The organism is Enterococcus sp. DIV1937, assembly GCF_050535975.1.
Lineage (GTDB): Bacteria > Bacillota > Bacilli > Lactobacillales > Enterococcaceae > Enterococcus > Enterococcus faecalis.
On record NZ_CP172909.1, the window covers coordinates 265,877 to 291,566 of the forward strand.

The following is a 25,690-nucleotide window of genomic DNA, read 5'->3' on the forward strand; positions in this document are numbered from 1 at the left end:
ATGAAAAAAGTAATGACTGCAACAGAAATTATGGAAATGATTCCTAATCGCTATCCGATTTGTTATATTGATTATGTGGATGAAATTATTCCAAATGAAAAGATTATTGCAACAAAAAATGTAACAATTAACGAAGAATTTTTCCAAGGACATTTCCCTGGAAATCCAACAATGCCAGGCGTTTTGATTATTGAAGCATTGGCACAAGTAGGTTCGATTTTAATCTTAAAAATGGATCAATTTGAAGGTGAAACAGCCTATATTGGCGGTATCAACAAAGCCAAATTCCGTCAAAAAGTGGTCCCTGGTGATGTCTTGAAATTACATTTTGAAATCGTCAAATTACGTGACTTTGTCGGCATCGGCAAAGCGACTGCTTACGTGGAAGATAAAAAGGTCTGCGAATGTGAATTGACGTTTATTGTGGGACGATAAGAATCAATCAATTTTGGATACGTTAGTTTCCCTAAGAAAAGGAATAAGTCACAATGGCTTATTCCTTTTTAAATTTATATAAATAACACTAACGTAAAAAAACATGCTATAATCATAAAAAGCTTACGTGAAGGTGGTAAGCTTATGAGTAAAACAATTTACAGGAGGGTTTTTCTTTTGGATATTTCAGTAGAGTTTTCGGGACATAAATTGGCGAATGTGTTAATGAACGCATCAGGCATTCATTGTATGACAATTAAGGAAATGGACGAGTTAGCGGCTTCTCAAGCAGGTGCTTTTGTCGCTAAGACGGCAACACCTAATCCTCGTCAGGGCAATGAGGAACCACGGTATTTTGATACACCATTAGGAAGTATTAACTCAATGGGCTTGCCTAATTTAGGGATTGATTATTATTTAGATTATCAGATTGCACGTCAAAAGGAATTTCCTGAGGAGTTACGCTTTTTATCTGTATCTGGTATGAATTATGAGGAAAATATCGCTATTTTAAAAAAAGTGCAAGAAAGTGAATACACAGGAGTGACAGAATTTAATTTGTCTTGTCCCAATTTGCCTGGTAAACCGCAAATTGCTTATGATTTTGAATTAACAGAAAAGCTTTTAACAGAAGTTTTCCAATTTTTTACTAAACCATTAGGTGTAAAATTACCCCCATTTTTTGATATTGCACATTTTGACGCAATGGCTGAAATTTTAAATAAATTCCCTTTAGTATACGTGAATAGTATTAACAGCATCGGTAATGGTTTATATATTGACAGTGACAAGGAAGAAGTGGTCATTAAACCAAAAGGAGGCTTCGGTGGACTGGGCGGCGAATATGTCAAACCAACAGCGTTAGCCAATGTTCGTGCGTTTGCGCAACGTTTGAAACCAGAAATCAAAATTATTGGAACGGGCGGTATTACATGTGGAAAAGATGTTTTTGAGCATCTTTTATGTGGTGCGACATTAGTACAAGTTGGCACACAATTGCACCAAGAAGGTCCACAAGTTTTTGAACGTCTAGCCAAAGAATTACAAGAAATCATGGCAGCAAAAGGTTATGAAAGTATTGAAGAATTTCGTGGGAAATTGAAAGAGATGTAACAAAAAAACCGTCAAGAAATTTTCTTGACGGTTTTTTGTTATTTCACAGCCTTAACATTTTCCATAAAGGCTTCCAAATATTCAGGTTGTGTTAATTGTTGGTTACAGGTGTCGCTATCATGGCAAATGTAATTGCCTTTTTTCGTGTAGGTTCCGTCGCCGCCTGATTTGGTGGTAGCTAGGAACATAGACACATTCGTGATTGTTTGACAGATGGAGCAAACACCTTTAACAATGGTGGGTGAAAGGGTGCCGTGGACGCCGATTAATTTATTTTCTCGATAAGCTAAGATAAATTTTTTCTGAGTCCCAGCGTCGTTCCAACCGACATAGGTATTGTTCCGTAAATCCATGTTTTCCCACTCAGGAATCTTTAACTTTTTCACTTTGCGAAAGACTTTCGTGACTTGTGGTGTTGAAGGTTCTTTAAAGGGCAACACGGTTTCTTTTAATTCATCTAAATATTTTTCAGCACGTGCGCGTGTTAAACGACGATCCATCACTTTGTCCAACAAAATCGTAACAGCAGGGTGTTCTTCTGGAAATAACCCATTGATTTTTTCGGCACATAGGGCCTGGACAGTTTTGACAGTCGTAGCATCGTTAACAGACGTATAGGTGTTTAGTAACACAGCGACTTGTTCTTTAATTATGTTAAATTGGTAAGGTTGAATAGTTGGGTTCATGATTTTAAATTCCTTTCAAATAGACCGAGTACATACGCTGAAAGGCAATTTGTCTCACCAACGTATGTTTAGTGACAGACAACCTCATGTGTTTTTGATAAAGATAGCGTTTGACGTATCATATCATCACCCCCTTTAATGATTGATTTTTTCTATGTAAAAAGTGAAAATAATTGATGAAAGCTTGGTAATTCTAACGCAATTCAAGAAAAAAGGCAAGTTAAACTCGTTTTATTTCCCAATTCAATGTCTGGGGAGTGATAAACTTCTAAAAAAGATACGTGATTTCCTAGATTAATCCTAGGTTATTTGCTACAATAATGAAGAATTAACCAGAGAAAAGGAGAAATTACAATGATTGCAGCAAGCGATTTAAAAGCCGGTATGACTTTTGAGCAAGACGGCAAATTAATTAAAGTAATGGAAGCTAGCCACCACAAACCAGGTAAAGGTAACACGGTTATGCGTATGAAATTAAAAGATGTTCGTACGGGTTCAACAACAGATACAACAATGCGCCCAGATGAAAAAGTGAAAAAAGCGCACATCGATACAAAACCGGTTCAATATTTATACAGCCAAGATGATATGGCTATTTTCATGGATTTAGAAACATATGAACAATATGAAGTACCAACTGCTTTAATTGAAGAAGAATTAAAATATTTACTAGAAAATATGGAAGTAAAAATTCAATTTTATGGTGAAGAAGTCATTGGTTTAACTTTACCAACAACAGTAATCTTACGTGTTGCTGAAACACAACCTTCAATCAAAGGTGCAACAGTAACTGGTTCTGGTAAACCCGCTACAATGGAAACAGGATTAGTTGTTAACGTTCCAGATTTTGTTGAAGCAGACGAATTATTAGAAATCAATACTGCGGAAGGTACGTATTTAAAACGTGCTAAATAAGTACCAAAAAAAACAGAAGGCTAGCCTTCTGTTTTTTTGGTCTATTAATTCTTTTACCTATAAGAAAACCATTGGTGTGATAGGAAATAGCAATCGTTAGAATCGTTGACACTAGAAAATGGGAAATGGTATAGTTTGGTCAACACATGACGAAGGAGGAAATCAACCATGACGAAAAAACAAGCTAGCCCTTTTTTAGAAACGGAAAGCTGTTGTTGTATGGTGCAAAATAGTGCAGCATACTCTTTTGTGATGGGGAAAACCTCCGTTATTTCTGAAAAATTGCCTAACACGATTCCTCTCTGAATCTAGACAACCAGAAATAAACAAAAAAGGTGCTGATGCGATCAGCACCTTTTTGTTTTATGTACATGTATTAGAAGGAGGAATTCGCTATGATTGTTCAGTCAATTTTAGACACAATCGGAGCAACACCATTATTTGAATTTACAAGTGAACAATATCCTATGCCAGAAGGCACTAAAATTTATGCGAAACTAGAATATTTGAATCCAGGTGGCAGCGTCAAAGATCGGCTTGGTGTGCATCTTCTCAAAGAAGCAATGAAAACGGGAAAGATAAATCAAGCCACAACAATTATTGAACCGACAGCGGGGAATACAGGGATTGGACTTGCATTAGCTGCCAGTCAACTGGGCCTCAAGACAATCTTTGTTGTGCCAGAAAAATTTAGTCAGGAAAAACAACAGCTGATGCAAGCGTTAGGTGCTAAAATTGTCCCTTCGCCAACAGAGCAAGGGATTGTCGGAGCGATAACTAGTGCCCAAGACTTAGCCAAGGAAATTCCTAATAGTTACGTGCCGTTACAATTTGAAAATCCGGATAATCCTGCTGCTTACTACGAAGGATTAGGACCTGAAATTGTTCAAGACCTAGGCGGGAAGATTACTAGCTTTGTCGCAGGTTTAGGCAGTGGTGGAACGTTTGCTGGTGTTGGCAGATATCTCAAAGAACAAAATAGTAAGACGCAATTATGGGGCGTGGAGCCAGAAGGTTCAATTTTAAATGGCGGACCTGCACACGGACATGAAATCGAAGGCATTGGCGTGGAGTTCGTGCCGCCTTTTCTTAAACAGATTCCTGTGGACGGCTTTTATACCATTTCAGACGAGGATGGTTTTTTCTGGGTCAAACAATTAGCCAAGAAAAGCGCTTTGCTGGTGGGAAGCTCCAGCGGCGCAGCGTTTGCGGCGGCATTAAGAGAGGCGCGCCGCTTACCAGCAGGCAGCACAATTGTAACTATTTTTCCTGACGGTAGTGACCGTTATTTATCAAAAAATATTTATTCTTAGGAGGAAAACTTTTATGAAATTCAATACCAAATTAATTCATGGCGGCATTAGCAAAGACACAACAACAGGTGCAGTGAGTGTTCCTATTTATCAAACGTCAACCTTTGAACAAAATGGCGTGGGCCAGCCAAAAGAATATGAATATTCTCGTTCAGGTAATCCCACACGCCACGCGTTAGAAACCTTAATTGCTGAGTTAGAAGGTGGGAGCCATGGCTTTGCGTTCAGCTCAGGCTTAGCGGGTATTCATGCAATCATTTCTATGTTTGGACCCGAAGATCATATTTTATTAGGTGACGATGTCTATGGGGGGAGTTTCCGTTTATTGGATAAAGTATTTGTAGCAAATGGGTTAAGCTACACGATTGTAAACGCCAGTGACTTATCAACAATTGAAGCCGCAATTCAGCCAAATACAAAAGCCTTGTTTTTGGAAACACCAAGTAATCCACTGTTAAAAATTACAGATATTGAAGCGGCGGCTAAGCTTGCTAAAAAACATCAGTTGTTAACTATTGTCGATAATACATTTGCGACGCCTTATTTTCAACGGCCGTTAGCGTTAGGTGCTGATATTGTCGTTCACAGCGGGACAAAATATTTAGGGGGCCATAGTGATGTAGTCTCTGGTTTAGTCGTAACGAATCATCCAGAAAGCGCAGAAAAAATTGCCTTTTTACAAAATGCGATTGGTGCTGTTCTAGGACCACATGATAGTTGGCTGGTCCAACGTAGTTTAAAAACATTAGGCGTCCGGATGGCAGCGCACGCCCAAAATGCTCAAAAAATTGCAGAATTTTTAGAAGCGCATCCAGCGGTAGCAACGGTGTATTATCCAGGACTAGCGAGTCATCCTGGTCACGAAATTGCGCAAAAACAGATGTCGGGATTTAGTGGCATGATTTCTTTTGAATTAGCCAAGGATGAGCAAGTCGTTCCTTTCGTAGAAGCGTTGGAAATTTTTACTTTAGCGGAAAGTTTAGGTGGCGTAGAAAGTTTAATTGAAGTACCTGCCATTATGACTCACGCATCTATTCCCAAAGAAAATCGTGAAGCTGTGGGAATTAAAGATGGACTCATTCGTTTATCTGTAGGAATTGAAGCAGTCGAAGATTTATTGGCTGATTTAGAAAAGGGATTACAAGCATAAACAAAAGGCCCTCGTCTTTAGACGAAGGCCTTTTGTTTATAATTCTTCTCCATTCGTAGCAATCACTTGTTGATACCAAGCAAACGATTTTTTCTTTCGCCGTTCCAACGTTCCGTGACCATCGTTGTCTTTATCTACATAAATGAAGCCATAACGTTTCTTCATTTCGCCTGTACTAGCGCTCACTAAATCGATGAATCCCCAAGGTGTGTAGCCCATCAAATCAATGCCGTCATACGCAACGGCTTCTTTCATCATCTCAATATGTTCACGTAAATAAGCGATTCGGTAAGTGTCGTTAATCGTTCCGTCTGGTTCTAACTCATCAATAGCACCAAAGCCATTTTCGACAATAAAAAGTGGTAATTCATACCGATCATTGAACCAATTCATTGCATAGCGTAAGCCCATAGGATCGATTTGCCAACCCCAATCAGATGTTGCTACATAAGGATTTCGCACCAAGTCTTTTGCTTCATTGTAGTCAAAAGTAGGGGCCTTTTCTGCACCTTTCACAGCAAACGACATGTAATAGCTAAAGCCAATATAATCAACACAGCCATTAGCTAAATCAGTTAAATCTTCTTCTGTGACATCTAATGAAATGTTTTTTCGTTTCAAATAGCATTGAATTGCACTTGGATAATGACCGCGGACATGAACATCGGTAAACCAATAACGTTTTTGCATTGCGCTAACACTCATCATCATATCCTCAGGATTACAAGAATAAGGATAAATAGGCACCATCGCAATCATACAGCCAATTTGGAAGTCGGGATTGATAGCGTGGCCAATTTTCACTGCACGTGCGCTAGCGACTAGTTCATAATGAGCAGCCTGATACATAATTGCTTCGCGGTCTTCTCCTTCCTGGTAAGCAATACCAGAGTTAGTAAAAGGTGCAAAATCTTCTTCATAATTGGCTTGGTTGTTAATTTCGTTAAAGGTCATCCAATATTTGACTTTTTTCTGGTAACGAGTGAAACAGACTTCAGCAAATTTGACAAAAAAATCAATGACCTGGCGATTGCGAAAGCCGCCATATTTTGTGACTAAATGATAAGGCATTTCAAAGTGAGACAGTGTCACAACTGGCTCAATACCATTTTTCAAACACTCGTCAAAAAGTGCATCATAAAAACGAAGGCCTTCTTCATTGGGCGTTTCTTCATCTCCGTTAGGAAAAATTCGTGTCCAAGCAATAGAGGTTCGGAAGCAATTTAAACCAAGTTCTTTGAATAGTTGAATATCTTCTTGATAGCGATGGTAAAAATCAATCGCTTCATGGTTAGGATAGTGTTCATCTGGTAAAACGCCTGCGGTAATTTTACGAGGGACGCCATGTGCACCGGCAGTCATTACATCCGCCACGCTCACCCCTTTACCGCCTTGGTCCCAGCCTCCTTCTAATTGATGAGCAGCGACAGCGCCGCCCCAAAGAAAATCATTTTTCAAAATTGACATATCGTTTCAGTCCTTTGTTCAAATTTTTATACGTTTTGTGTTTCGACTTTTTCAAGGGTTTCTTCAGTAATCGGTTGATTGGTTTCTTCTGCGTAATTAAGTGCATCCATTTTTTTAGCAAACGGTAAATAGATAAAGAAACTCATCGTCAGTACCACTACTTGAAGCAACGCTGCTTGCCAACCACCAACTAAAAGTCCAGAAATGATTGGAGGAGTAGTCCAGGGAACTTGTACCGCAGTAAAGAGAGGAACCAGTCCTGTGTACAAGGCAAAATATGTCACAACAGAAGAAACAATCGGTGTGATAATGAATGGCACAGCCATGATTGGGTTCATCACGATAGGTGTAGCAAAGACAATTGGCTCGTTAATATTGAAAACAGCTGGCCCAATTGAAAGCCGACCTAATTGCTTAAACTGAGCTGATTTGGCAAAGAAAACCATGAACACGACTAACCCGATTGTCATGCCCGCACCAGTGACCGTTAAAAATTGATCTAAAAATTGTTGTGTAACAATATGGCCGCCATTAGCCAGTGTTAAGTCTTTTCCAGATTTCAAAATTTCGGTGTTTTCTAAAGAGTTTGCTTGTAAAATAGGACCCATGATGCCGCCAACGATTGTTGACCCGTGAACACCGAAAAACCAAAAGAGCGGAATGACAAAACCTAATAGTAATGCGCCACCTAGTGAATCTGTGACTCCTTGAAGTGGTGATTGTAGCACTTCGTAAATAAAGTCAAAGAATGTCGTATTGAAGACTTTATCTAGAAGAATGAAAATTAGCATTGCACCAGTTACAATGACGCTGGCAGGAATTAACGCAGTAAAGGAATTGGCCACATTTTCTGGTACAGCTTCTGGTAATTTGATACGAATATCATGACGTAAAAACCAACTATATACAACGCCGACTAACAAACCAACAATAATAGCTGTAATCATCCCTTTGCCAGCTGTCCAATCTTTGTTGATGACATTGCCAACTACTGCGCCAGAAACCGCATCTTTGACTTCAGATGACATAAACAAAATGAAAACCACCATGGCAATCATGCCCGCTGGGAGGCCTTCAAATCCCTCGCTTTTTACATATGAGTAGGCAATACCGATGACCGCAAATAACGACATAATCGCAAAAGATGCCCCATATGCTTGATTGAAATAAACAGCCAGACCGCTTGCGTTAACCCATTCAGAAATAGCTGTAACTGGGAAATTCGCTAATAGAAGAAACACGGAACCAACAATGGTAAAAGGCATCGTGTAAAGCATCCCGTTCCGTAAGGCAGTAATTGCTTTGGTATTGACGAATTTTAGTACTGGAGGTAATAATTTCTCGTTAATCCATTCGTTCATAAAAATCTCTCCTTTGAAGAATAATATAAATGCAAATGTATCCGTTTACATATTTACTATATAAGGTTATTTGAAGAAAAAATAGACTTTTGCCTGAATGAGAAACATGTACCAAGAAAAAAAACAAAAAAGCTCATGGTGTTTTAGACAGCATGAGCTTTTGTGAAAAACAACTAGAAAGGTGTTTCATCTAGTTCCTTTAAAAGTTGACTTGCTTGATGAGCTAGGAGTTCAATTAAAGCAATGACAGGGATTTGAGTGGTTGTATTAACTGATTTATCTGCAAATGGAGAACGTTCGTCGGGCATATAATAGGAGATGTTGTAGTCAGCCAAGCGGGCAATAGTTGAATGTTGATTGTTGGTAATGCTTAGTACTTTGGCGCCAGCTGTTTTAAAATCGGTCATTTGTTTAATCATTTCATTGGTTTCCCCAGATACAGACAGAATCAAGGCTAATGTATTTTCAAATCCGCGCTTGGGGATAGGCGTAAAGGGGTCAGCAATACTGTAAGAATTGATATTTAAGTTGGCAAAATAACGACTGCCATAACTACCTAAAATTCCGCTAGTACCAATGCCAGTAAAGGCAACGTGACGTGCTTGAACAATCATTTGGATTGCTGGACGAAGCATTTCGTAATAGGTTTCTTGGTTTAATTTTTTTAAAAAAGCATCGACGTGAACCGTGGCATCATAAAAATTTTCAAACGTTTGTGTTTGTTTGGCTTCTTCTTTCACTGCATATTTTAATTCGGAAAAACCAGCATAGCCCATTTTGTTACAAAATCGTAGAATCGTTGAGGTGGAGACATGACAGGAAGTAGCCAGTTGGCGAATGGTCTGTTGAGGGATTTGGTGCAGGTGTTCCAATACATAATGGTAAACGAGCATTTCTAATTCATTCAAGGTCTGAACCTTCTCTAAATCAAACAAAGTAATCCTCCTTTATATAAAAACTGAATATGTTATTTTTTTGTGTAAATCAAATAAACCAATTCTTATTTTTCTTGAAAAAAATGTAAAATAACTCAATAAAAAGTTTCTTATTTCCTATTTTACAAAAAGTAGCCCAATTATCCTAGTTTTTCTCTTTTTTCTTTTAAAAATAACAATGCGCACCCCTAGAGTTTTTTGAGAAAACAAGCTAAAATAGATAAGAAGAGAAAAGGAGGCGTTGATGTGGCACGGGAAGTAATTTTATTTATTGCAGCGAGTATTGATGGTTTCATTGCGGACAAAGCGGGCGGTGTTGCTTGGTTAGAAGAGAATATTCGTGGCGATGAAGAAGATCGTAGTTACGATGAAATGTATGAAAAAATAGACACTGTGGTAATGGGGCGGACTACTTATGATCAAGTGACACAAGAATTGTCCCCAGATGTGTATTTTTATGAAGACAAGCATTCTTATATCATTACCTCTCATCCAGAACCATCAACTGCTTCAAGAACTTTTACCAAGGAAGATCCAGTCACATTAATTCGTCGTCTCAAAGAAGAAGACGGCGCGGGAATTTGGATTGTTGGAGGCCCAAAAGTGGTTCAACCGCTTTTGGCAGCTGATTTAATTGATACCTTCATTTTGACGACAATACCACTGTTTCTGGGTGAGGGCATTGCTCTATACGAGACAATGGCTCAATCAATCCCAGTTCGTTTAAAACAGGTTTATCAAAAAAATGAGTTGGTTTATTCGATTTATCAACGTGAAAACAAAAATTAAAAAATAATTATTCGGTTGGGCAAGTTGCTTTCAAGGTTTTGAGTTTCTCATAGGGCGAGAGGAACAAAGCAACAGTTGTCTAGCCGTTTGTGTTGTTTTTGATTGACAAAGAAATGGTAGAGGAGAAAAAAATGAAACATCAGATCAAAAGAAGGTTGTATATTTCACCTGTTCAAACAATTGTCTTAGGCTTTTTTCTATTAATTGTTGTAGGCACAATCTTATTAATGATGCCTTTTTCTGCACAAGCTGGACAAAAAACGCAATGGATTGATGCTTTTTTCGTGGCAACTTCCGCCGTCTGTGTTACAGGGCTTTCGCCTTTGAATACGGCGGAACATTGGAGTCCTATCGGGCAAGTTATTATTATGATTTTGATTGAATTAGGCGGCTTAGGCTTTTTAACCGTTGCCACGATTTTCTTTAGTTTGCTACGGAAAAAAGCGTCACTAAGTGTACGGATGTTGTATCAAGAAGCTTTAAATGTTAGTGAAGTTTCCGGAGTTTTTCGTTTAATGAAATATATTATGAAGTTTGCGGCCATTATTCAATTACTTGGAGCCTTCTTGTTGTCCTTTCAATTTGTGCCAACATTTGGGTGGAAAAAAGGGATGTTTTTTAGTCTCTTCCATGCCGTTTCGGCATTTTGTAATGCTGGCTTTGATTTGCTAGGGGATAGTATGGTTCCTTATCAAAATTCGCCTTATCTTTTACTAGTCATTAGCTTTTTAATTATAGCTGGTGGCTTAGGATTTATTGTGTGGCGCGATATTTTTGCAATGATTAAAGGCTATAAAAATAAAATTAAGCACCGTGTTAGTATTCATACACGCCTTGCTTTAACGGTGACCGCCACCTTTTTAGTCTTAGGGACCGTTATTTTTTACATTTCAGAATATCGCCATTTTCCAGCTGACATGTCTTTTTGGCAGCGTCTTGTCAACAGTTGGTTCTTGTCGGTTACACCAAGAACGGCTGGCTTTTATTCAGTTGATTATTTGAAAATGAGTAATCCAGGCCTGATTGTCACGATTTTGTGGATGTTTATTGGTGGCACTTCAGGATCAACCGCTGGCGGCTTGAAAACCACTACGTTTGGTGTGCTATTTTTACAATTTCGTGCAATTTTTAAAGGGAAACAGCGAGTGGAATTCCATGAACGCACAATTCCTGAGCGAGTAGTGCTCCAAGCATTTACTTTGTTCTTCTTGGCAACTTTTTTATGTGTAACTGCTTCGGTTATTCTCTCGTTTACAGAAACATTACCTTTAAAAAACGGGATTGAGTATATTGTTTTTGAAGTGATTTCTGCATTTGGAACGGTCGGTTTAACAATGGGGTTAACACCAGATTTAACTGTTTTTGGTAAACTGGTGATTATTTTTCTAATGTTCGTCGGTCGTGTGGGTGTGTACACGGTGTTATTGTCATTAATTAAGAAAGGCTTGGAAAGTCAGTCGAAAGTTCAATATCCAAAAGAATCAGTGATGATTGGTTAATAGAGAAAGAGGGAAATAGAATGGAATTTTTAGGTATTTTATGTTTGATTTTAATTACAACGACTTTAGCAGGTGTTGCTTGTAAAAGAGTAGGAATTCCTGCGGTAATTGGGCAATTGCTAGTAGGGATTGTGTTAGGTCCAGCGATGTTAAATATTGTGCATCAAGATGTGTTTGTGCATGACTTTTCAGAAATTGGTGTCATTATGCTGATGTTTATTGCTGGAATGGAATGTGAATTGGAATTATTGAAAAAATATGCGAAACCTAGTGTCATGGTCGCTATTTTGGGCATCGTTTTACCGGTTGGTTTTACTATGTTGATTGGTCAGCTGTTTGCTTTTTCTTGGAAAGAAGCTTTTTTCCTTGGGTTAGTTTTAGCAGCAACGTCGGTCAGCATTTCAGTAGAAGTATTAAGAGAGTTGAATGTTTTAAGTAGTAAAGAAGGTGCAACGATTCTTGGGGCTTCCGTCGTTGACGATATCGTGGTCGTGATTATTTTAAGTGTCGCTGTCGGCATGATTGGTGCAAGTACAGGCGGCAATACAGAAGTCAGCTTTATTGTTAAGTTAATTGAACAAGGCTTATTCTTTATTGGGATTTTCTTTTTGGTCCGCTTTATTGCTCCCTATTTACTACGTTTAAGTCAAAAAATGAACATTGGGTCGTCTGTTATTATCATGTCATTGATTATCTGTTTGGGCATGGCTTATTTGGCTGATTTAGTTGGTTTAAGTTCTGTCGTAGGTGCTTTTTTTGCAGGGATTGCTGTGGGACAAACGGATGCAAAAACAGAAATTGATTTCAATATTGAAGCTATTGGCTATGCCGTGTTTATTCCCGTCTTCTTTGCCAGCATTGGCTTATCAGTGACATTTAACACGTTAGGAAAAGATTTACCTTTTATTTTGGTAATGACGATTATGGCGATTTTAACGAAATTACTGGGCGGCGCCTGGGGAGCGAAAATGGTTGGTTTCTCCAATACAAGTTCTTTAATGGTCGGTGCTGGGATGGTTTCGCGTGGGGAAATGGCATTAATCATTGCGCAAATTGGTTACCAATCTAAATTACTTTCAGAAGCGTATTATACGAGCATGATTGTGGTAATTATCTTAACGACCTTAGTTGCACCGTTCTTATTGAAATACTTTGTTAAAAAACAAGAATCTGCGTTGCAATAAAAAAAGATGAGCAGAAGTTGTTGACAAAAAAATAAAATAGCTATATGATGAGTTCAAGATAAACGACTACGTTTGTAGTCGATAATCTTGAACTCTTTTTTATTGATGAAGGAGGAATTTAACGAGTATGGCAAAAGATAAATTAGCGACAATTACTGATGCAGAGTGGGAAGTCATGCGGGTTATTTGGACCCAAGGCAAAACCACGAGTCGTGAAGTGCATACACTTTTAAATGAGAAAAAAGAATGGAAATCAACGACCGTCAAGACGTTACTAAGTCGTTTAACAGATAAAGGGTTAGTTGGGACGGAGAAAGCAGGTAATAAATATATTTATTATCCGCTAGTAGAAGAACGTCGGAGCGTTGAAACGGTGGCAGACGAACTTTTAGCCAAGGTGTGCAGCCGTAAAGTTGGTTCCGTGGTAGAAACAATTTTGACAGAGAGTCAGTTGAGTTATGACGATTTGGATCGATTAGAGGAACTCTTGAAAGAGAAGCGCAAGACGGCGGTTGAATCTGTCCCTTGTAACTGTATTCCTGGTCAATGCCAATGTCATTTAATTTAAAAAGGAGTGAAAAAAATGGAAAGTAAAACGTTTGATATTGAAGGGATGAGCTGTGCTTCCTGTGCCCAAACGATTGAAAAGGCTACGGCGAAGTTACCTGGGATGGCAAAGGCAAGTGTCAATTTAGCTACGGAAAAATTAAGTGTCACGTATGATCAGACGGAAGTCACAGAAGAAGAAATTAAGGAAGCTGTGTCAGATGCTGGCTACAAGGCGATTAGCCCAGCCCAGCAACGAACGTTTGCGATTGAAGGAATGAGTTGTGCTTCCTGTGCCCAAACGATTGAAAAAGCTGTGAACCAATTATCTGGTGTTCAACAAGCGATTGTTAATTTAGCCACGGAAAAACTGGTGGTTAGTTATGACGACCATCAAGTAACGAGTGCTGAAATTATCAAAGCAGTTACGGATGCAGGTTATCAAGCGACAGAAGAAGTCGCTGCAGGTGCAACAGCGGACCAAGATCGTGAAAAGAAACAAAAACATATTGCTGAGATGTGGCAACGTTTTTGGATCTCAGCGGTGTTTACAGTACCCCTTCTTTATATTGCGATGGGACATATGGTAGGCTTACCATTGCCGGATTTTTTGAATCCAATGACACATGCGACGACCTTTGCAATGGTTCAATTGATTTTGACGTTACCCGTCCTATATGTCGGCAGAGAATTTTTCACAGTTGGTTTTAAAGCATTATTTAAAGGGCATCCGAATATGTTTTCTTTGGTAGCTTTAGGAACCAGTGCTGCTTTTGTGTATAGTTTATATGGCACAGTCATGATATTCTTAGGAGATACAAGTTTTACAATGGCTCTTTATTATGAATCAGCGGGTGTTATTTTAACTTTAATTACATTAGGAAAATATTTCGAAGCTGTTTCAAAAGGGAAAACCTCAGATGCGATAAAAAAATTAATGGGTTTAGCACCGAAAACTGCTCATATTTTACGTGATGGCGCAGAAATTGAAGTGCCAGTTGATGCTGTTCAGTTGGATGACATTGTGATTGTTCGCCCAGGAGATAAAATCCCTGTTGATGGAGTGATTGTTTCAGGCAGTAGTTCTGTGGATGAAGCCATGTTAACGGGCGAAAGTTTGCCTGTTGAAAAGAAAGTCGGTGATGCAGTAATTGGTGCTAGCATCAATAAAAATGGCAGCTTTCAATTCAAGGCGACAAAAGTGGGAAAAGAGACGGCCCTTGCCCAAATCATTCAATTAGTGGAAGATGCGCAAGGCTCAAAAGCGCCGATTGCACAATTAGCTGATAAAATTTCGGGTGTTTTTGTCCCAATCGTCATTGGTTTGGCTGTTCTTTCTGGCTTGGCTTGGTTCTTTTTAGGACAAGAGTCATGGATTTTCGCTTTGACAATTACCATTTCTGTGTTAGTGATTGCTTGTCCTTGTGCGCTCGGCTTGGCAACGCCGACTGCGATTATGGTGGGAACAGGTAAGGGCGCTGAAAATGGCGTTTTAATTAAAAGTGGGGATGCTTTAGAAACCACTCACAAAATTCAAACAATCGTGTTTGATAAAACAGGAACTATTACAGAAGGCAAACCGGTGGTTACAGATATTTTAGTTGCTGATTCAGCACTTTCAGAAGCTGAGTTACTAACATTAGCAGCTTCTGCAGAACAAGGATCAGAACATCCTCTAGGTGAAGCAATTGTGGGGGCGGCTAAAGAACGTCAATTGCCATTAGCAGAAGGAAGCGATTTTTCAGCGATTCCAGGTCACGGCATCCGTGTGACAGTCAACGAACGAGTCCTACTTTTGGGCAATATAAAATTAATGAAAGAAGAGGCCATCGAGCTATCAACGTTTGTTCAACAAGCGGATCGTTTGGCAGAAGAAGGGAAAACCCCAATGTTTGTGGCAAAAGATGGTTCGTTTGCGGGTATCATTGCGGTAGCAGATACTGTGAAGGATAGCAGTCAAACAGCCATTGCACGTTTGCATAAAATGGGGATCGAAGCCGTGATGATTACGGGAGACAACAAGCGTACTGCCGAGGCGATTGCAAAACAAGTAGGTATCGATCGTGTCTTAAGTGAAGTTTTACCAGAAGATAAAGCATTAGAAGTGAAAAAACTACAAGCAGAAGGCAAAAAAGTTGCGATGGTGGGTGACGGTATTAATGATGCACCAGCGCTTGCCCAAGCAGATGTGGGGATTGCTATTGGTTCAGGCACAGATGTTGCAATGGAATCGGCCGACATTGTGCTAATGCGTAGTGATTTAATGGATGTGCCTACAGCAGTTGAATTAAGTAAAGCGACCATCAAAAACATCAAAGAAAATCTTTTCTGGGCATTTGCTTATAATACATTAGGTATTCCAGTGGCTATGGGTGTGTTACACTTATTTGGTGGACCTTTGTTAAGTCCGATGATTGCAGCAGCAGCTATGAGTTTTAGTTCAGTCTCTGTCTTACTAAACGCTTTACGCTTAAAAGGATTTAAACCTTCGACGGTGAAAAAAACTAGTGGAAGTCAAAAATAAAATTGAAAAGGATGAAGTGAAATGGAAAAAACAGTAAAAATTGATGGGATGAAATGTGATGGCTGTGTTCAAGCGGTCACTGAAAAATTTAGTGGAATTGATGGCGTAACGAATGTTGCGGTTCACTTGGCAGATCAAACAGCCATTGTGACAGCAGATCGTGAAGTAAGCCAAGATGAACTGAATACCACGTTGGCAGATACAAAATTTAAGGTTGTCAGCGAATAACAAAAAACAGGGCCTACCATCATGAGTAGGCTCTGTTTTTTTGTTATGGAAGTTTTGTTTTGATTTCCTGATAAATCTTAGTCGTTTCTTGACCCTCACGCGCAGTATAATAATAAACTTTTTCCCGCGTTTCTATTTTCAGAATCGGATGACTTTTTGTATAAATTAGTAAATAAGCAGGTTTTCCAGCGACTTTAAATTCTCCTGTTAAGTAACTATCTGTCGCAGCACCCATTGTGCGGATGCGTTCTTGAGGTAAGTCATCAATCAAAGAAACAGCAGTGATTTGGTTAAAAGGAATTGACCTTGTTTTTGCTAATGGGGCAGATAACTCAATTTGTTTATTTTCAATAGTTGCTTGAAAGGCATGACTAGAAAAATCATTTATAAACATCGGCACTGTGGCAAAGAACAGCACCGCAATCGTTAAAATGCCAGTAGCGGCTAGAATAATTTTCCCAGCAGGCCGTCCTAGGTTAATGGATAAATTCATACCAATGCGATCAGGAACCATGATTTTGGGGTCCTTTGGATTGATATAAATCCCATACCGCCAATATTGATCATCATCCCCATAGCGATAATCGCCAGCCTGTAAAACGAATTGATCTTGTTTTTTGCGCATTGAAAATAGGTAGTAGAAGAGAAAGCCTACATAAACAAACAAAAGAATAAAATAACAAAAAGTAAGAGCCATCGCAACCGTATAATCAATTACAATTGTGAAAGTTGGTAAAATGGTTAGCGGTGCAAAAACCAAGGAGGATAAAACCATTAAAACAGACCAATGATGCCGAAATAAATCATTGATTTGCTGATTAATTTTTGAGTCACTAGTTAGCGGTTTGACAGGTAAGCGCGCAATAAAATAATAGCCGCCAATGAACAAACTTAACATCAAAACAGTAATTAAGAAAAGAATCCAGGAACCAATCGCCGTTTGCAAGGAATAAAAGCCCCCAGCAAAAGTAAGAATAATTGCAGGTAAAAACCACCAAAATGAAATAAGTTTCTGGTTTTTATTTAAAACTAATTGCGTATCGATTAAGAGAGGACGCTTAGGTAGCAACCAGCCGTTTTGCATTTTTAAAGCGGCCATTTTGCGAATATAAACGATTTGCAGATAGTAGCCACTGCCAATAAAACTAAATAAAAGTAACAGAAAAAGGAACAATAAAATCGAATCATAAGGAATAAATAACAAAGGTAAACTAAGAACACTAAAAACGGCTGCTAGTTGAACCAAGCGTTTTTTATAACGTTTCCGGATTGCTTGAACGCTGGGATCTTGTAGTTTATCTTCTGGTAAAGTGTTTTCCAAAATAATATTTTTGTGAGGATTTGCATAAATCCCCATAGTAAATGCCATAAAAAAAGCGACAGAAACTAGGATGAAATAAAAGAATACCGCCATTATAATGCACGCCCTTTCGAATCAAAATTTTGATAAATTTTCTGAATAAGTGCTTGGATTTCTGCTTCGGATTGCTGATGTAAAAAACTTTCAGCCAACAGAAGTTCTAAACGCTCATGCAATTGCTGTTGCCAAACAGCGGTAGCAGGTAACTTTGCGGCAATTTTGGTGCCGTTACGACGGTCAGTCACAATATAACCTGATTGCTTTAACTTATTATAAGCTTTTGAAACAGTCATCATATTGACCCCGATTTCGTCCGCCAATTGTCGGATAGAAGGCAAACTTTCATTGGGAACCAGTTCACCTTTGGCAATGCCTACAATGATTTGATCAATGAGTTGCTGATAGATGGGCTGTTCGCTTTGTTCATCTATTTCTAAAAGCATCGAATCACTCCTGTCTTATTTGTGTTATCTGTATTATATATCCTAATACAAAAAGAGTTGGAAAGCAAGGAATTTAGAGTAAATGGTTGTTTCTGTTTAAAGAGAAGCATATAATGAAGAAGAACGTAAAATGAAAGGACGATGAAAATATGACAGCAATTGAACCAAAATTAACAGAGAAATTCCATCAAGATTTCTTGAACAATAATAAACAAAATGCCTTACAACGTAGTGTAGTAAAAAATGGTATCAGCGCTTCAGGTGAATCTGTACAAGGAGCCGTGAATAACGTACCCGTCTTTTCAGTCGACTTAGCTACTGGAAAAGTGGCCAATCAAAAACAAAGCGGTCGCTGCTGGATGTTTGCGGCATTAAATACATTTAGACATAGAATGTTAAATGCGTTTCAATTAAAAGATTTTGAATTATCACAAAACTATACATTTTTCTGGGATAAATATGAAAAATCAAACTATTTCTATGAAAATATTATTGCAACAGCCGATCAACCGTTGACTAGTCGTAAAGTGGCCTTTTTATTAGCGACACCACAACAAGATGGTGGGCAATGGGATATGATCGTTTCAATTTTTGATAAATATGGCGTAGTGCCTAAAACGGCAATGCCTGAAAGCAGCAACAGCTCCAATTCACGTGATTTAAACAACTATTTAAATAAAAAATTACGCAAAGATGCAACAATTTTACGTAGTTTAATTGAAAAAGGCGCTTCTGCTGAAGAAGTCCAAAAAAACAAAGAAGCAATGTTACAAGAAATTTATAATTTCTTAGCAATCTCTTTAGGAACGCCGCCAGAAACCTTTGATTTTGAATACCGTGACGAAGAAAAAAATTATCATTTGGATCAAAATCTAACACCGCAAACATTCTTTGAAAAATACGTTGGCGTTAATTTACATGATTATGTAAGTATTATTAATGCTCCTACAGAAGATAAACCCTTCAACAAAACATACACTGTTGAAATGTTAGGGAATGTTGTCGGCGGCAAAGAAGTTAAATATTTAAATGTAGAAATGGCTGCTTTCAAAAAATTAGCTGCTGCACAATTGGAACAAGGCGAATCTGTTTGGTTTGGTTGTGATGTCGGACAATCTTCAACACGTGACACAGGAATTATGGCATTAGACGTTTACGATATGAACGATCTTTTTGATATTGATTTTACGATGACTAAAGCAGAACGTTTAGACTTTGGTGAAAGCTTAATGACACACGCCATGGTTTTAACAGGTGTTGATATCGTTGATGGTCAAACAACAAAATGGAAAGTGGAAAATAGCTGGGGCGAAAAAGTCGGTGAAAATGGCTTCTTCGTTATGAGCGATGCGTGGATGGACGAATACACTTATCAAATCGTTGTGCACAAAGATTTATTAACTGATGAACAGAAAAAAGCTTGGGAACAAGCGCCAACTGTTTTGGCACCTTGGGATCCAATGGGAGCATTAGCATAAAACAGAAAAAGAAGGCCCCCGCCGTCATGGCGGGGGCCTTCTTTTTACGTTGGGCGGCGAACTTCACGGATTTCGCCCAATGTTGTATAATCATTGCCTGCTAAACGAGCAATCGGTTGGAGTTTTTCAGGTAAAATGTACTGATGTTCTTCATCAAAAACGGCTGAATCAAAATAGAAATCGGTAATTTCTACAATGAATAAATCCGTAATAATTTGACCTTCATGGTTAGCAATAGGTACATATTGATGTAAGCGAGCTTCCATCCGAATCGGCGCGGCTTTGATTGCTGGAACAGCAACAGTCTGGCTGGCAATGGTTTCAATACCAAATGTGTCAATTTCACTGATCTCTGCTGCTAAAGGTGCCGAAGTCTGATTCATTTGAGTAAGAACGTCTTCGTTAACGAAATGGATGACAAGTTCTTTAGTAGCCAAGATGTTTCGTGCCGTATCTTTAGGCGCTTTGTCTGGTCGTAAAATGGATAACGTTGCTAAAGGAATTTCAGCTGCCGCCGCATTAAAGAAACTAAAGGGAGCAGCGTTGACGACACCTGTGGCTGTATCTTGTGTTGTAACCCAAGCGATTGGCCGAGGAATAATACTTCCTGATAAAAATTTATACGCTGTTTTTGCAGATAACTCGTTACTATTGTAATGAATCATAGGAGCCTCCTAGAAAAAATACTAATTTCTTTGAACATTCGCATCTGAAGTATCGAAAGGACGCACAAATTCTTCAATCCCTGCCCGTTTTGGTTCTAAAAATGGCGGTAATGATAATTTTTCGCCAGCGTGTTCATAGGTTTCATCCTCTAAAAATCCAGGACCATCGGTTGCCAGTTCAAATAAAACATGTGTTGCTGCCAAGAAATATTCAGATTTAAAGTAAAAACGTTCCACAAAGCCAGAATTAGGAAATTCCAAACGATTAATTTTTTCAATCCAGAAACGTAGTGCTTCCTCATCGGCAACGCGCAAGGCTAAGTGATGGACATTGCCGTAGCCTTCTTGAGCCGCTGGCAAATCTTCCCGATGCTCTACGATGATGCTGGCACCATTCCCACCTTCGCCAACTTCAAATAAATGGAAACTACCTTCAGCATCAATCAATTTGAACCCTAAAACTTCAGTTAAAACTAGTTGCAGATGTTCGTAATTTTCGACAGTTACAAAGGCTGGTCCTAAGCCGATTAAAGCATGTTCACTAGGGACGTTAGATTTTTTCCAAGGCGTGCCAGCTGCAACACCTTGGTTCTTTTCATCAGAAATAAGTTGGTAACGTTGATTGTCAAAGTCTTCAAATTCTAAATACTTTTTACCAAAACGTTCTTGAATTTCTCCATGATCAATTGCATATTCATTAAAGCGTGATACCCAGTAATCCAAAGCAGCATCATCTTTTACACGGAAGGAAGTACGAGAAATTGTATTGGTTCCTTTGGTTCCTTTAGGTAAGCCTGGAAAGTCAAAAAAAGTCATATCTGTTCCGGGAGAGCCGGCATCATCAGCAAAAAATAAATGATATGTTTCAATATCGTCTTGGTTAACAGTCTTCTTAATTAAACGTAGACCTAAAATATCGGTGAAAAAGTGATAAATTTTTTCAGCACTTGAAGTCATGGCAGTGACGTGGTGTAAACCTAAAATTTGTGTATTCATAATAAAAATCCTCCTAAAAGAAAAATAATTTTTTAATTAACTAACTTACTAAAAGTAAGTTTAAATGATTAGTCCTAAAAATGCAAAAGAAATGTCTCGAATTCGAACTATTGTTTTTTAGTTGATTTTTAAAAAAAATAAGAATATAATGACCTGAGATATTTTAATACATAAACTTTCGTAAACATCGCCGGATGCTTGCGACTAAAGTGTTAATGAACAGTTCTTAGGCCATAGCTGAACTGTTTGTTGGCACTTTTTTTGTTTGGAAGGGAAGGAAAACAAGATGAGTAAAGCTTGGTTAAAAGTTATTTTTGGCGCTTTTTGTGAAGTGATTTGGGTCATTGGCATGAAGCATAGCACAACATGGTGGGAGATTTTAGGGACAGTAATCGCAATCTTTATCAGTTTCTATGCGCTGATTAAAGCAGGAGAGGAATTGCCAGTCGGCACAGCCTATGCTGTATTTGTCGGCTTAGGTAGTGCTGGAACTATTGTAACAGATCATTTTTTATTCCACACACCATTGGGCATAGGAAAAGTTCTTTTTCTGTTGCTGTTATTAATAGGTGTGATTGGCTTAAAAATGGTAACTGGAAATAAAGAGGAGGAAACAAGATGAGTTGGTTATACTTAGTTATTGCAGGCTGTTTTGAAATCTTTGGCGTAGGTTCAATTAAATTATTTACAACAAAAAAAGACTTACGTTCATTGTTAATTTTAATTCTAGCGTTTAGTGGTAGTTTCTTATTTTTATATTTAGGGATGAGACAATTACCGATGGGCGTTTCTTATGCAGTTTGGACAGGAATTGGTACAGCAGGAGGCGCTATTTTAGGAATGCTCTTAGGTGAATCAAAAGACCCACGCCGGATATTTTTTATTTTTTTAATCATTGTTTCTGTGATTGGTTTAAAATTAATTGGTTAGAAAGCGAGAGAACATTGTTTGGATTATTGAAAGATCGGTGAGTAAAATTTAAAAAGAGACAGAACCAAATGCGGTGTTCTGTCTCAAAATAGCTTTTATTTTACGAGGTTACTATAACGTGTCGCAAATTCATTGTTGTAGGACTTGCCGTTGACATCTTGACCAACGTCCCAATTTGCAGACCAAGTCATTAAGCCACGGATAGGATTACCGTCTTTTGCTAACTGATCAAAAGTTTTGGCTACAGGGGTAGCCTCAACGACATAGCCGCTACCAGCCGCATCCCGATTTGCTGGTAAACCAAGGACTAATTTATCGTTTGGTATCTGTAGATAGCCGCGCGTACCATGGATTAATGAATCAGACATATAATAGAGGAATTCGTATTTTAGAGCATCGTTGCTTTGAGCAACCCAAGTCATAATTTCATCAACCCAGACACCGTCGCCGCCTTGGTTATATAATTGTGGGGCAATGTAATCATAATAACCATTTAGGGAAGTAATGTATGTTTCATAAGCGGCACCAGGTTTTAAATAAGGGAATTCTGGCGCCATCGTAATGATGAAATTTTTTCCTTGTGATCGATAATGGTCTTTGACTATTTTCAACGCAGCAGGGATGACGGTTTGGTTGTCGCCAGCAGTAATCGCCAATTGCTCTAAGTCGATGTCTAAACCATCAAAGCCGTATGTTTCCACTTGACGAATGATTTCATTCGCAAAGGCTTGTTCATCGCCTTTGACTAATTGGATATGTGCATCTGCTCCACCAAGTGCCAATAAAACTGCGCGACCTTGACTATTTAATTGTGCGACTTCTTGTCTGAAGGCAGTGTCTGTTTGGTTATAAGGCTTGAACGTAGGAATCCGTGTCGTGCCATCGCTTTTCATGAAGGAAACCGGTACGACATTGTAGGCTTGATTTACTTCTGAAAGGTTCAGTGATGCTGATGTTCCTTGTTTGTAACCATCGCGTCCTTTTGAGGCCCAGTTATGCCAATATCCAACCAACACTTTTTTGCCAGAGATATCTACCATCGTATCCGCAGCATCTGCAGAAGCTTGAGTAGGCGTTAACCACAAGCCAACTGCAACGGTTGAAAGAAGGAGAAAAGCAGGAATTATTTTTTTTAGCTTCATTTTTTGAGAACTCCTTTAATTTAGTTTAAGATGTGAGTATTTTTACTGAATGTTCACATCAATCGCTTGGTAAAAGGCGTTCACCGTATCACCAATGCCCCAGACAGCGTAAATGACATGATAACCTTTGCGGTCTGTCGGAATATTAATTGTTTGTTTAACAACTTTATTAGGAACTTCTTGTTTGCCGTCGATTGAAGCAATTTTGTCGAAGTTTTTAATGTCTAATGGTTGATTGGGATTCCAGCCATTTTTAGTAATATAGTAATCCCAAGAAGCAGTTCTATGTTGGGCAGTTAAGTTCCAAGTGATGTCAAGGGGACCTGTTGTAATGTTTGTTTTGTGCCAACGAGTAGCTGTTTGTTCATCCAAAGGTTCAAAACCTGAGACACCTGCACTGGCTAATTTACCAGTAATAAACGTATTTTTGGGCGCTTCGATACTTTGAGGTTCCCATTGTGCACGACCAACATTTGTATTTAAGTTACCACCAGCAGAACTACCAAAGAAAGCACGACTTCCAGGACTTGCTACGTAACCATGAGCCTCCGAAACAGTAGGGGCCAATGCAGCGCCACCTAAAACAAAACTAAAAGCCAGGACGATTGTTAATAAACTCTTTTTCACGAAAAAAACCTCCTAAAAAATTATTTTGTATGCGCTTACAGATAGGAATATAACATAATAATCTTTCGGATACAAATAATAAGAAATGTTATTTTTAAAAATAAAACAATATTTTTTAAGTAATATTAAGAACGTTTTTAAATAATATAAATAATAGTGCTTTTCAAAGTTTTGTTAATTTTTCATTCGGAATCGCAATTGAAGAAATCACGTGGTATACTTTTAAGGAGAAACAATGACACGAAAGTAGCCATTGGAAAAAGGAGATTATTTCGTGGGAAAAAAACATACATCCTCTTATGAAGTTGCCTACTATGACGGCGATTTTACTGGTGCAATGAAGATACCGGCTTTGTTAGCGGTTGTCATTAAAGTATCAGAAGAACAAACAGAATTACTAGGAAGAGATGCGGCTTATGTCGCTCAATTTGGTCTAGGCTGGGTCATCACCAATTATGAAATAGAGATTCATCGCTTACCAAAAGTTGGTGAAAAAGTAGCAATTACAACGCAAGCTATGAGTTATAACAAATATTTTTGTTATCGTAACTTTTGGGTTCATGATGAAGAAGGCAATGAATGTGTCTTTGTGAAATCAACCTTTGTCTTAATGGATCAAAAAAATCGGAAAATCAGTAGTGTGTTACCAGAAATTATTGCACCTTTTGATTCTGAAAAAATCACTAAAATTTATCGCCATGAAAAAATTGAAAAGGTCACAGAGGGGAACTTTTTACCTTATCGTGTGCGTTTTTTTGATATTGATGGCAATCAACATGTTAATAATGCGATTTACTTTAATTGGTTATTGGATGTGTTAGGGTATGACTTTTTAACAACGCATCAACCGAAAAAAATTCTTGTGAAATTTGATAAAGAAGTAGAATATGGCCAAGAAGTCGAAAGTCATTACGAAATTGTCGAACAAGAAAATCAGTTGAAAACGCGCCATGAGATTCGGATTGATGGTCAAACCTATTGTGAAGCGAATATCGATTGGACCAACTAAGTTGAGATGACGGTTTAGAAAAATAAAAAGTTACGCAGAGGAGGAAGGACATGATTCGCTTAGGATTAACATCTTTTAGTGAACACGACTATTTAACTGGAAAAAAACGGTCCACGCTTTATGAATATGCCAGTCATTTACCGCTAGTTGAAATGGACACGGCGTATTACGGGATTCCTCCCAAAGAACGAGTAGCTGAATGGGTCAAAGCAGTTCCCGAAAACTTTCGCTTTGTCATGAAAGTTTATAGTGGAATCAGTTGTCAAGGTGAGTGGCAGACCTATTATGCAAGTGAAGAAGAAATGATCACCGCCTTTTTAGAAAGTATGGCCCCATTAATTGAAAGTAAAAAATTATTTGCCTTTCTGGTACAATTTTCAGGAACATTTGGTTGTACGAAAGAAAATGTCGCTTACTTGCAAAAAATTCGTCACTGGTTTAAAGACCTACCCATCGCCATTGAATTACGAAATAATTCATGGTATCAACCAAACTTTGTAAAACAAATGTTGCAATTTATGAAAGAAAATCAATTTTCACTTGTGATTGTAGATGAACCGCAGATTCCTACGAATCCAGTGCCCTTTTATCCTTATGTAACGAATCCTAATCTCGTGCTCTTCCGGTTTCACGGACGTAATGCGGCTGGCTGGTTAGCCAATGATGCAGAGTGGCGAAAAAAAAGAACCCTTTATCATTATAATACGCAGGAAATCGCTGATTTAAGCGAAGCTGTTTTAAAAATGTCGCAAGAAGCTAAAGAAGTGGGCGTAATTTTTAATAATAATTCTGGCGGCGATGCCGCAGAAAACGCTCTACAGATGCAAAAAGTCTTGAATTTGAGTTACGATGATTTGAATCCAAAACAATTAGATTTATTTTGAGAAAGAAGGTA

At 38.4% G+C, this 25,690-nt stretch carries 27 protein-coding genes; 17 read left to right on the plus strand and 10 right to left on the minus strand.

The genetic code is table 11. The features are described from left to right. Entirely contained in the window at positions 1-435 is a 435-nt protein-coding gene (fabZ, locus tag IGL13_RS01395) for a 3-hydroxyacyl-ACP dehydratase FabZ (RefSeq protein ID WP_002355197.1), read from the plus strand. Positions 436-579: 144 nt separating this feature from the next. Next, positions 580-1,548, plus strand: a complete 969-nt coding sequence (locus tag IGL13_RS01400; RefSeq protein WP_002386045.1) for a dihydroorotate oxidase — start codon at positions 580-582, stop codon at positions 1,546-1,548. A 38-nt stretch (positions 1,549-1,586) separates the two neighbouring features. Here the strand turns inward: IGL13_RS01400 and IGL13_RS01405 are convergent, their stop codons facing one another. Further along, positions 1,587-2,234 (minus strand): FusB/FusC family EF-G-binding protein, encoded by a 648-nt coding sequence (locus IGL13_RS01405; RefSeq protein ID WP_002355200.1) that lies wholly within the window; start codon positions 2,232-2,234, stop codon positions 1,587-1,589. 354 nt (positions 2,235-2,588) lie between these two features. Here IGL13_RS01405 and efp point away from each other — a divergent pair, with 354 nt between their 5' ends. From efp to IGL13_RS01425, 4 genes are all read left to right on the plus strand, one after another. Next, the gene (gene efp / locus IGL13_RS01410) at positions 2,589-3,149 is read left to right on the plus strand and encodes an elongation factor P (RefSeq protein WP_002355202.1); all 561 of its coding nucleotides are present in this window, start codon (positions 2,589-2,591) and stop codon (positions 3,147-3,149) included. 168 nt (positions 3,150-3,317) lie between these two features. Then, the gene (locus IGL13_RS01415; protein ID WP_002355203.1) at positions 3,318-3,455 is read left to right on the plus strand and encodes a hypothetical protein; all 138 of its coding nucleotides are present in this window, start codon (positions 3,318-3,320) and stop codon (positions 3,453-3,455) included. Positions 3,456-3,544: 89 nt separating this feature from the next. After that, positions 3,545-4,462: a PLP-dependent cysteine synthase family protein gene (locus IGL13_RS01420; RefSeq protein ID WP_002361143.1), complete on the plus strand. Its 918-nt coding sequence runs from the start codon at positions 3,545-3,547 to the stop codon at positions 4,460-4,462. 13 nt (positions 4,463-4,475) lie between these two features. Further along, positions 4,476-5,612 (plus strand): cystathionine gamma-synthase, encoded by a 1,137-nt coding sequence (locus IGL13_RS01425; protein WP_002358342.1) that lies wholly within the window; start codon positions 4,476-4,478, stop codon positions 5,610-5,612. Positions 5,613-5,648: 36 nt separating this feature from the next. On the opposite strand, the gene genA is transcribed toward IGL13_RS01425, so the two are convergent. From genA to genR, 3 genes are all read right to left on the minus strand, one after another. Continuing rightward, positions 5,649-7,079 carry a 6-phospho-beta-glucosidase GenA gene (gene genA / locus IGL13_RS01430; protein ID WP_002355206.1) on the minus strand — a complete coding sequence of 477 codons (1,431 nt, stop codon included), beginning with the start codon at positions 7,077-7,079 and terminating at the stop codon, positions 5,649-5,651. 26 nt (positions 7,080-7,105) lie between these two features. Next, positions 7,106-8,440, minus strand: coding sequence for a PTS sugar transporter subunit IIC (genB, locus tag IGL13_RS01435; protein ID WP_002377898.1), 1,335 nt, complete (start codon positions 8,438-8,440; stop codon positions 7,106-7,108). Positions 8,441-8,613: 173 nt separating this feature from the next. Further along, a complete protein-coding gene (gene genR, locus IGL13_RS01440; RefSeq protein WP_002355208.1) occupies positions 8,614-9,375 on the minus strand; it encodes a MurR/RpiR family transcriptional regulator in 762 nt (253 codons plus the stop codon). Between the two features lie 198 nt (positions 9,376-9,573). Between genR and IGL13_RS01445 the strand changes: the two genes are divergently transcribed. From IGL13_RS01445 to IGL13_RS01470, 6 genes are all read left to right on the plus strand, one after another. Beyond that, positions 9,574-10,164 (plus strand): dihydrofolate reductase family protein, encoded by a 591-nt coding sequence (locus IGL13_RS01445; RefSeq protein ID WP_002386047.1) that lies wholly within the window; start codon positions 9,574-9,576, stop codon positions 10,162-10,164. Between the two features lie 131 nt (positions 10,165-10,295). After that, positions 10,296-11,663, plus strand: a complete 1,368-nt coding sequence (locus IGL13_RS01450; RefSeq protein WP_002362943.1) for a TrkH family potassium uptake protein — start codon at positions 10,296-10,298, stop codon at positions 11,661-11,663. 20 nt (positions 11,664-11,683) lie between these two features. After that, entirely contained in the window at positions 11,684-12,847 is a 1,164-nt protein-coding gene (locus IGL13_RS01455; RefSeq protein WP_002355211.1) for a cation:proton antiporter, read from the plus strand. A gap of 127 nt (positions 12,848-12,974) precedes the next feature. After that, a complete protein-coding gene (locus IGL13_RS01460; protein WP_002358353.1) occupies positions 12,975-13,415 on the plus strand; it encodes a CopY/TcrY family copper transport repressor in 441 nt (146 codons plus the stop codon). 15 nt (positions 13,416-13,430) lie between these two features. Then, on the plus strand, positions 13,431-15,917 hold the full coding sequence (locus IGL13_RS01465) for a heavy metal translocating P-type ATPase (RefSeq protein WP_002377899.1): 2,487 nt from the start codon (positions 13,431-13,433) through the stop codon (positions 15,915-15,917). A 21-nt stretch (positions 15,918-15,938) separates the two neighbouring features. Next, complete coding sequence (locus IGL13_RS01470; RefSeq protein ID WP_002370181.1) at positions 15,939-16,145, plus strand: heavy-metal-associated domain-containing protein; 207 nt, start codon at positions 15,939-15,941, stop codon at positions 16,143-16,145. Positions 16,146-16,188: 43 nt separating this feature from the next. Here the strand turns inward: IGL13_RS01470 and IGL13_RS01475 are convergent, their stop codons facing one another. Further along, the gene (locus tag IGL13_RS01475; RefSeq protein WP_002370182.1) at positions 16,189-17,559 is read right to left on the minus strand and encodes a DUF5808 domain-containing protein; all 1,371 of its coding nucleotides are present in this window, start codon (positions 17,557-17,559) and stop codon (positions 16,189-16,191) included. Then, positions 17,559-17,948: a GntR family transcriptional regulator gene (locus IGL13_RS01480; protein WP_002358356.1), complete on the minus strand. Its 390-nt coding sequence runs from the start codon at positions 17,946-17,948 to the stop codon at positions 17,559-17,561. Before IGL13_RS01480 ends, IGL13_RS01475 begins: the two co-directional genes overlap by 1 nt. A gap of 149 nt (positions 17,949-18,097) precedes the next feature. On the opposite strand from IGL13_RS01480, the gene IGL13_RS01485 reads away from it, so the two are divergent. Beyond that, positions 18,098-19,426, plus strand: coding sequence for an aminopeptidase C (locus IGL13_RS01485; RefSeq protein WP_002358357.1), 1,329 nt, complete (start codon positions 18,098-18,100; stop codon positions 19,424-19,426). Positions 19,427-19,470: 44 nt separating this feature from the next. Here IGL13_RS01485 and IGL13_RS01490 read toward each other — a convergent pair whose 3' ends face one another. Next, positions 19,471-20,091: a flavin reductase family protein gene (locus tag IGL13_RS01490; RefSeq protein WP_002361147.1), complete on the minus strand. Its 621-nt coding sequence runs from the start codon at positions 20,089-20,091 to the stop codon at positions 19,471-19,473. 21 nt (positions 20,092-20,112) lie between these two features. After that, entirely contained in the window at positions 20,113-21,087 is a 975-nt protein-coding gene (locus tag IGL13_RS01495) for a ring-cleaving dioxygenase (protein WP_002355221.1), read from the minus strand. 265 nt (positions 21,088-21,352) lie between these two features. Here IGL13_RS01495 and IGL13_RS01500 point away from each other — a divergent pair, with 265 nt between their 5' ends. Further along, the gene (locus IGL13_RS01500; protein WP_002386054.1) at positions 21,353-21,709 is read left to right on the plus strand and encodes a DMT family transporter; all 357 of its coding nucleotides are present in this window, start codon (positions 21,353-21,355) and stop codon (positions 21,707-21,709) included. Further along, positions 21,706-22,017 carry a DMT family transporter gene (locus IGL13_RS01505; RefSeq protein ID WP_002361148.1) on the plus strand — a complete coding sequence of 104 codons (312 nt, stop codon included), beginning with the start codon at positions 21,706-21,708 and terminating at the stop codon, positions 22,015-22,017. The genes IGL13_RS01500 and IGL13_RS01505 overlap by 4 nt, the downstream gene beginning before the upstream one ends. Before the next feature lie 95 nt (positions 22,018-22,112). On the opposite strand, the gene IGL13_RS01510 is transcribed toward IGL13_RS01505, so the two are convergent. Both IGL13_RS01510 and IGL13_RS01515 read right to left on the minus strand, forming a co-directional pair. Next, entirely contained in the window at positions 22,113-23,159 is a 1,047-nt protein-coding gene (locus IGL13_RS01510; protein ID WP_002361149.1) for a chitinase, read from the minus strand. Between the two features lie 42 nt (positions 23,160-23,201). Then, positions 23,202-23,786, minus strand: a complete 585-nt coding sequence (locus IGL13_RS01515; protein ID WP_002355225.1) for a lytic polysaccharide monooxygenase — start codon at positions 23,784-23,786, stop codon at positions 23,202-23,204. 274 nt (positions 23,787-24,060) lie between these two features. Between IGL13_RS01515 and IGL13_RS01520 the strand changes: the two genes are divergently transcribed. Together IGL13_RS01520 and IGL13_RS01525 are read left to right on the plus strand one after the other, a co-directional pair. After that, positions 24,061-24,795, plus strand: coding sequence for an acyl-ACP thioesterase domain-containing protein (locus tag IGL13_RS01520; protein WP_002355227.1), 735 nt, complete (start codon positions 24,061-24,063; stop codon positions 24,793-24,795). A 50-nt stretch (positions 24,796-24,845) separates the two neighbouring features. After that, positions 24,846-25,679, plus strand: coding sequence for a DUF72 domain-containing protein (locus IGL13_RS01525; RefSeq protein WP_002355228.1), 834 nt, complete (start codon positions 24,846-24,848; stop codon positions 25,677-25,679). The last annotated feature ends 11 nt before the right edge of the window (positions 25,680-25,690 follow it).

Bases quoted from the DNA above. Each gene is read 5' to 3' on its own strand.
- fabZ (WP_002355197.1), top strand. From the start codon at position 1: ATGAAAAAAGTAATGACTGCAACAGAAATTATGGAAATGATTCCTAAT.
- IGL13_RS01400 (WP_002386045.1), top strand. From the start codon at position 580: ATGAGTAAAACAATTTACAGGAGGGTTTTTCTTTTGGATATTTCAGTA.
- IGL13_RS01405 (WP_002355200.1), bottom strand. From the start codon at position 2,234: ATGAACCCAACTATTCAACCTTACCAATTTAACATAATTAAAGAACAA.
- efp (WP_002355202.1), top strand. From the start codon at position 2,589: ATGATTGCAGCAAGCGATTTAAAAGCCGGTATGACTTTTGAGCAAGAC.
- IGL13_RS01415 (WP_002355203.1), top strand. From the start codon at position 3,318: ATGACGAAAAAACAAGCTAGCCCTTTTTTAGAAACGGAAAGCTGTTGT.
- IGL13_RS01420 (WP_002361143.1), top strand. From the start codon at position 3,545: ATGATTGTTCAGTCAATTTTAGACACAATCGGAGCAACACCATTATTT.
- IGL13_RS01425 (WP_002358342.1), top strand. From the start codon at position 4,476: ATGAAATTCAATACCAAATTAATTCATGGCGGCATTAGCAAAGACACA.
- genA (WP_002355206.1), bottom strand. From the start codon at position 7,079: ATGTCAATTTTGAAAAATGATTTTCTTTGGGGCGGCGCTGTCGCTGCT.
- genB (WP_002377898.1), bottom strand. From the start codon at position 8,440: ATGAACGAATGGATTAACGAGAAATTATTACCTCCAGTACTAAAATTC.
- IGL13_RS01450 (WP_002362943.1), top strand. From the start codon at position 10,296: ATGAAACATCAGATCAAAAGAAGGTTGTATATTTCACCTGTTCAAACA.
- IGL13_RS01455 (WP_002355211.1), top strand. From the start codon at position 11,684: ATGGAATTTTTAGGTATTTTATGTTTGATTTTAATTACAACGACTTTA.
- IGL13_RS01460 (WP_002358353.1), top strand. From the start codon at position 12,975: ATGGCAAAAGATAAATTAGCGACAATTACTGATGCAGAGTGGGAAGTC.
- IGL13_RS01465 (WP_002377899.1), top strand. From the start codon at position 13,431: ATGGAAAGTAAAACGTTTGATATTGAAGGGATGAGCTGTGCTTCCTGT.
- IGL13_RS01470 (WP_002370181.1), top strand. From the start codon at position 15,939: ATGGAAAAAACAGTAAAAATTGATGGGATGAAATGTGATGGCTGTGTT.
- IGL13_RS01475 (WP_002370182.1), bottom strand. From the start codon at position 17,559: ATGGCGGTATTCTTTTATTTCATCCTAGTTTCTGTCGCTTTTTTTATG.
- IGL13_RS01480 (WP_002358356.1), bottom strand. From the start codon at position 17,948: ATGCTTTTAGAAATAGATGAACAAAGCGAACAGCCCATCTATCAGCAA.
- IGL13_RS01485 (WP_002358357.1), top strand. From the start codon at position 18,098: ATGACAGCAATTGAACCAAAATTAACAGAGAAATTCCATCAAGATTTC.
- IGL13_RS01490 (WP_002361147.1), bottom strand. From the start codon at position 20,091: ATGATTCATTACAATAGTAACGAGTTATCTGCAAAAACAGCGTATAAA.
- IGL13_RS01495 (WP_002355221.1), bottom strand. From the start codon at position 21,087: ATGAATACACAAATTTTAGGTTTACACCACGTCACTGCCATGACTTCA.
- IGL13_RS01505 (WP_002361148.1), top strand. From the start codon at position 21,706: ATGAGTTGGTTATACTTAGTTATTGCAGGCTGTTTTGAAATCTTTGGC.
- IGL13_RS01510 (WP_002361149.1), bottom strand. From the start codon at position 23,159: ATGAAGCTAAAAAAAATAATTCCTGCTTTTCTCCTTCTTTCAACCGTT.
- IGL13_RS01525 (WP_002355228.1), top strand. From the start codon at position 24,846: ATGATTCGCTTAGGATTAACATCTTTTAGTGAACACGACTATTTAACT.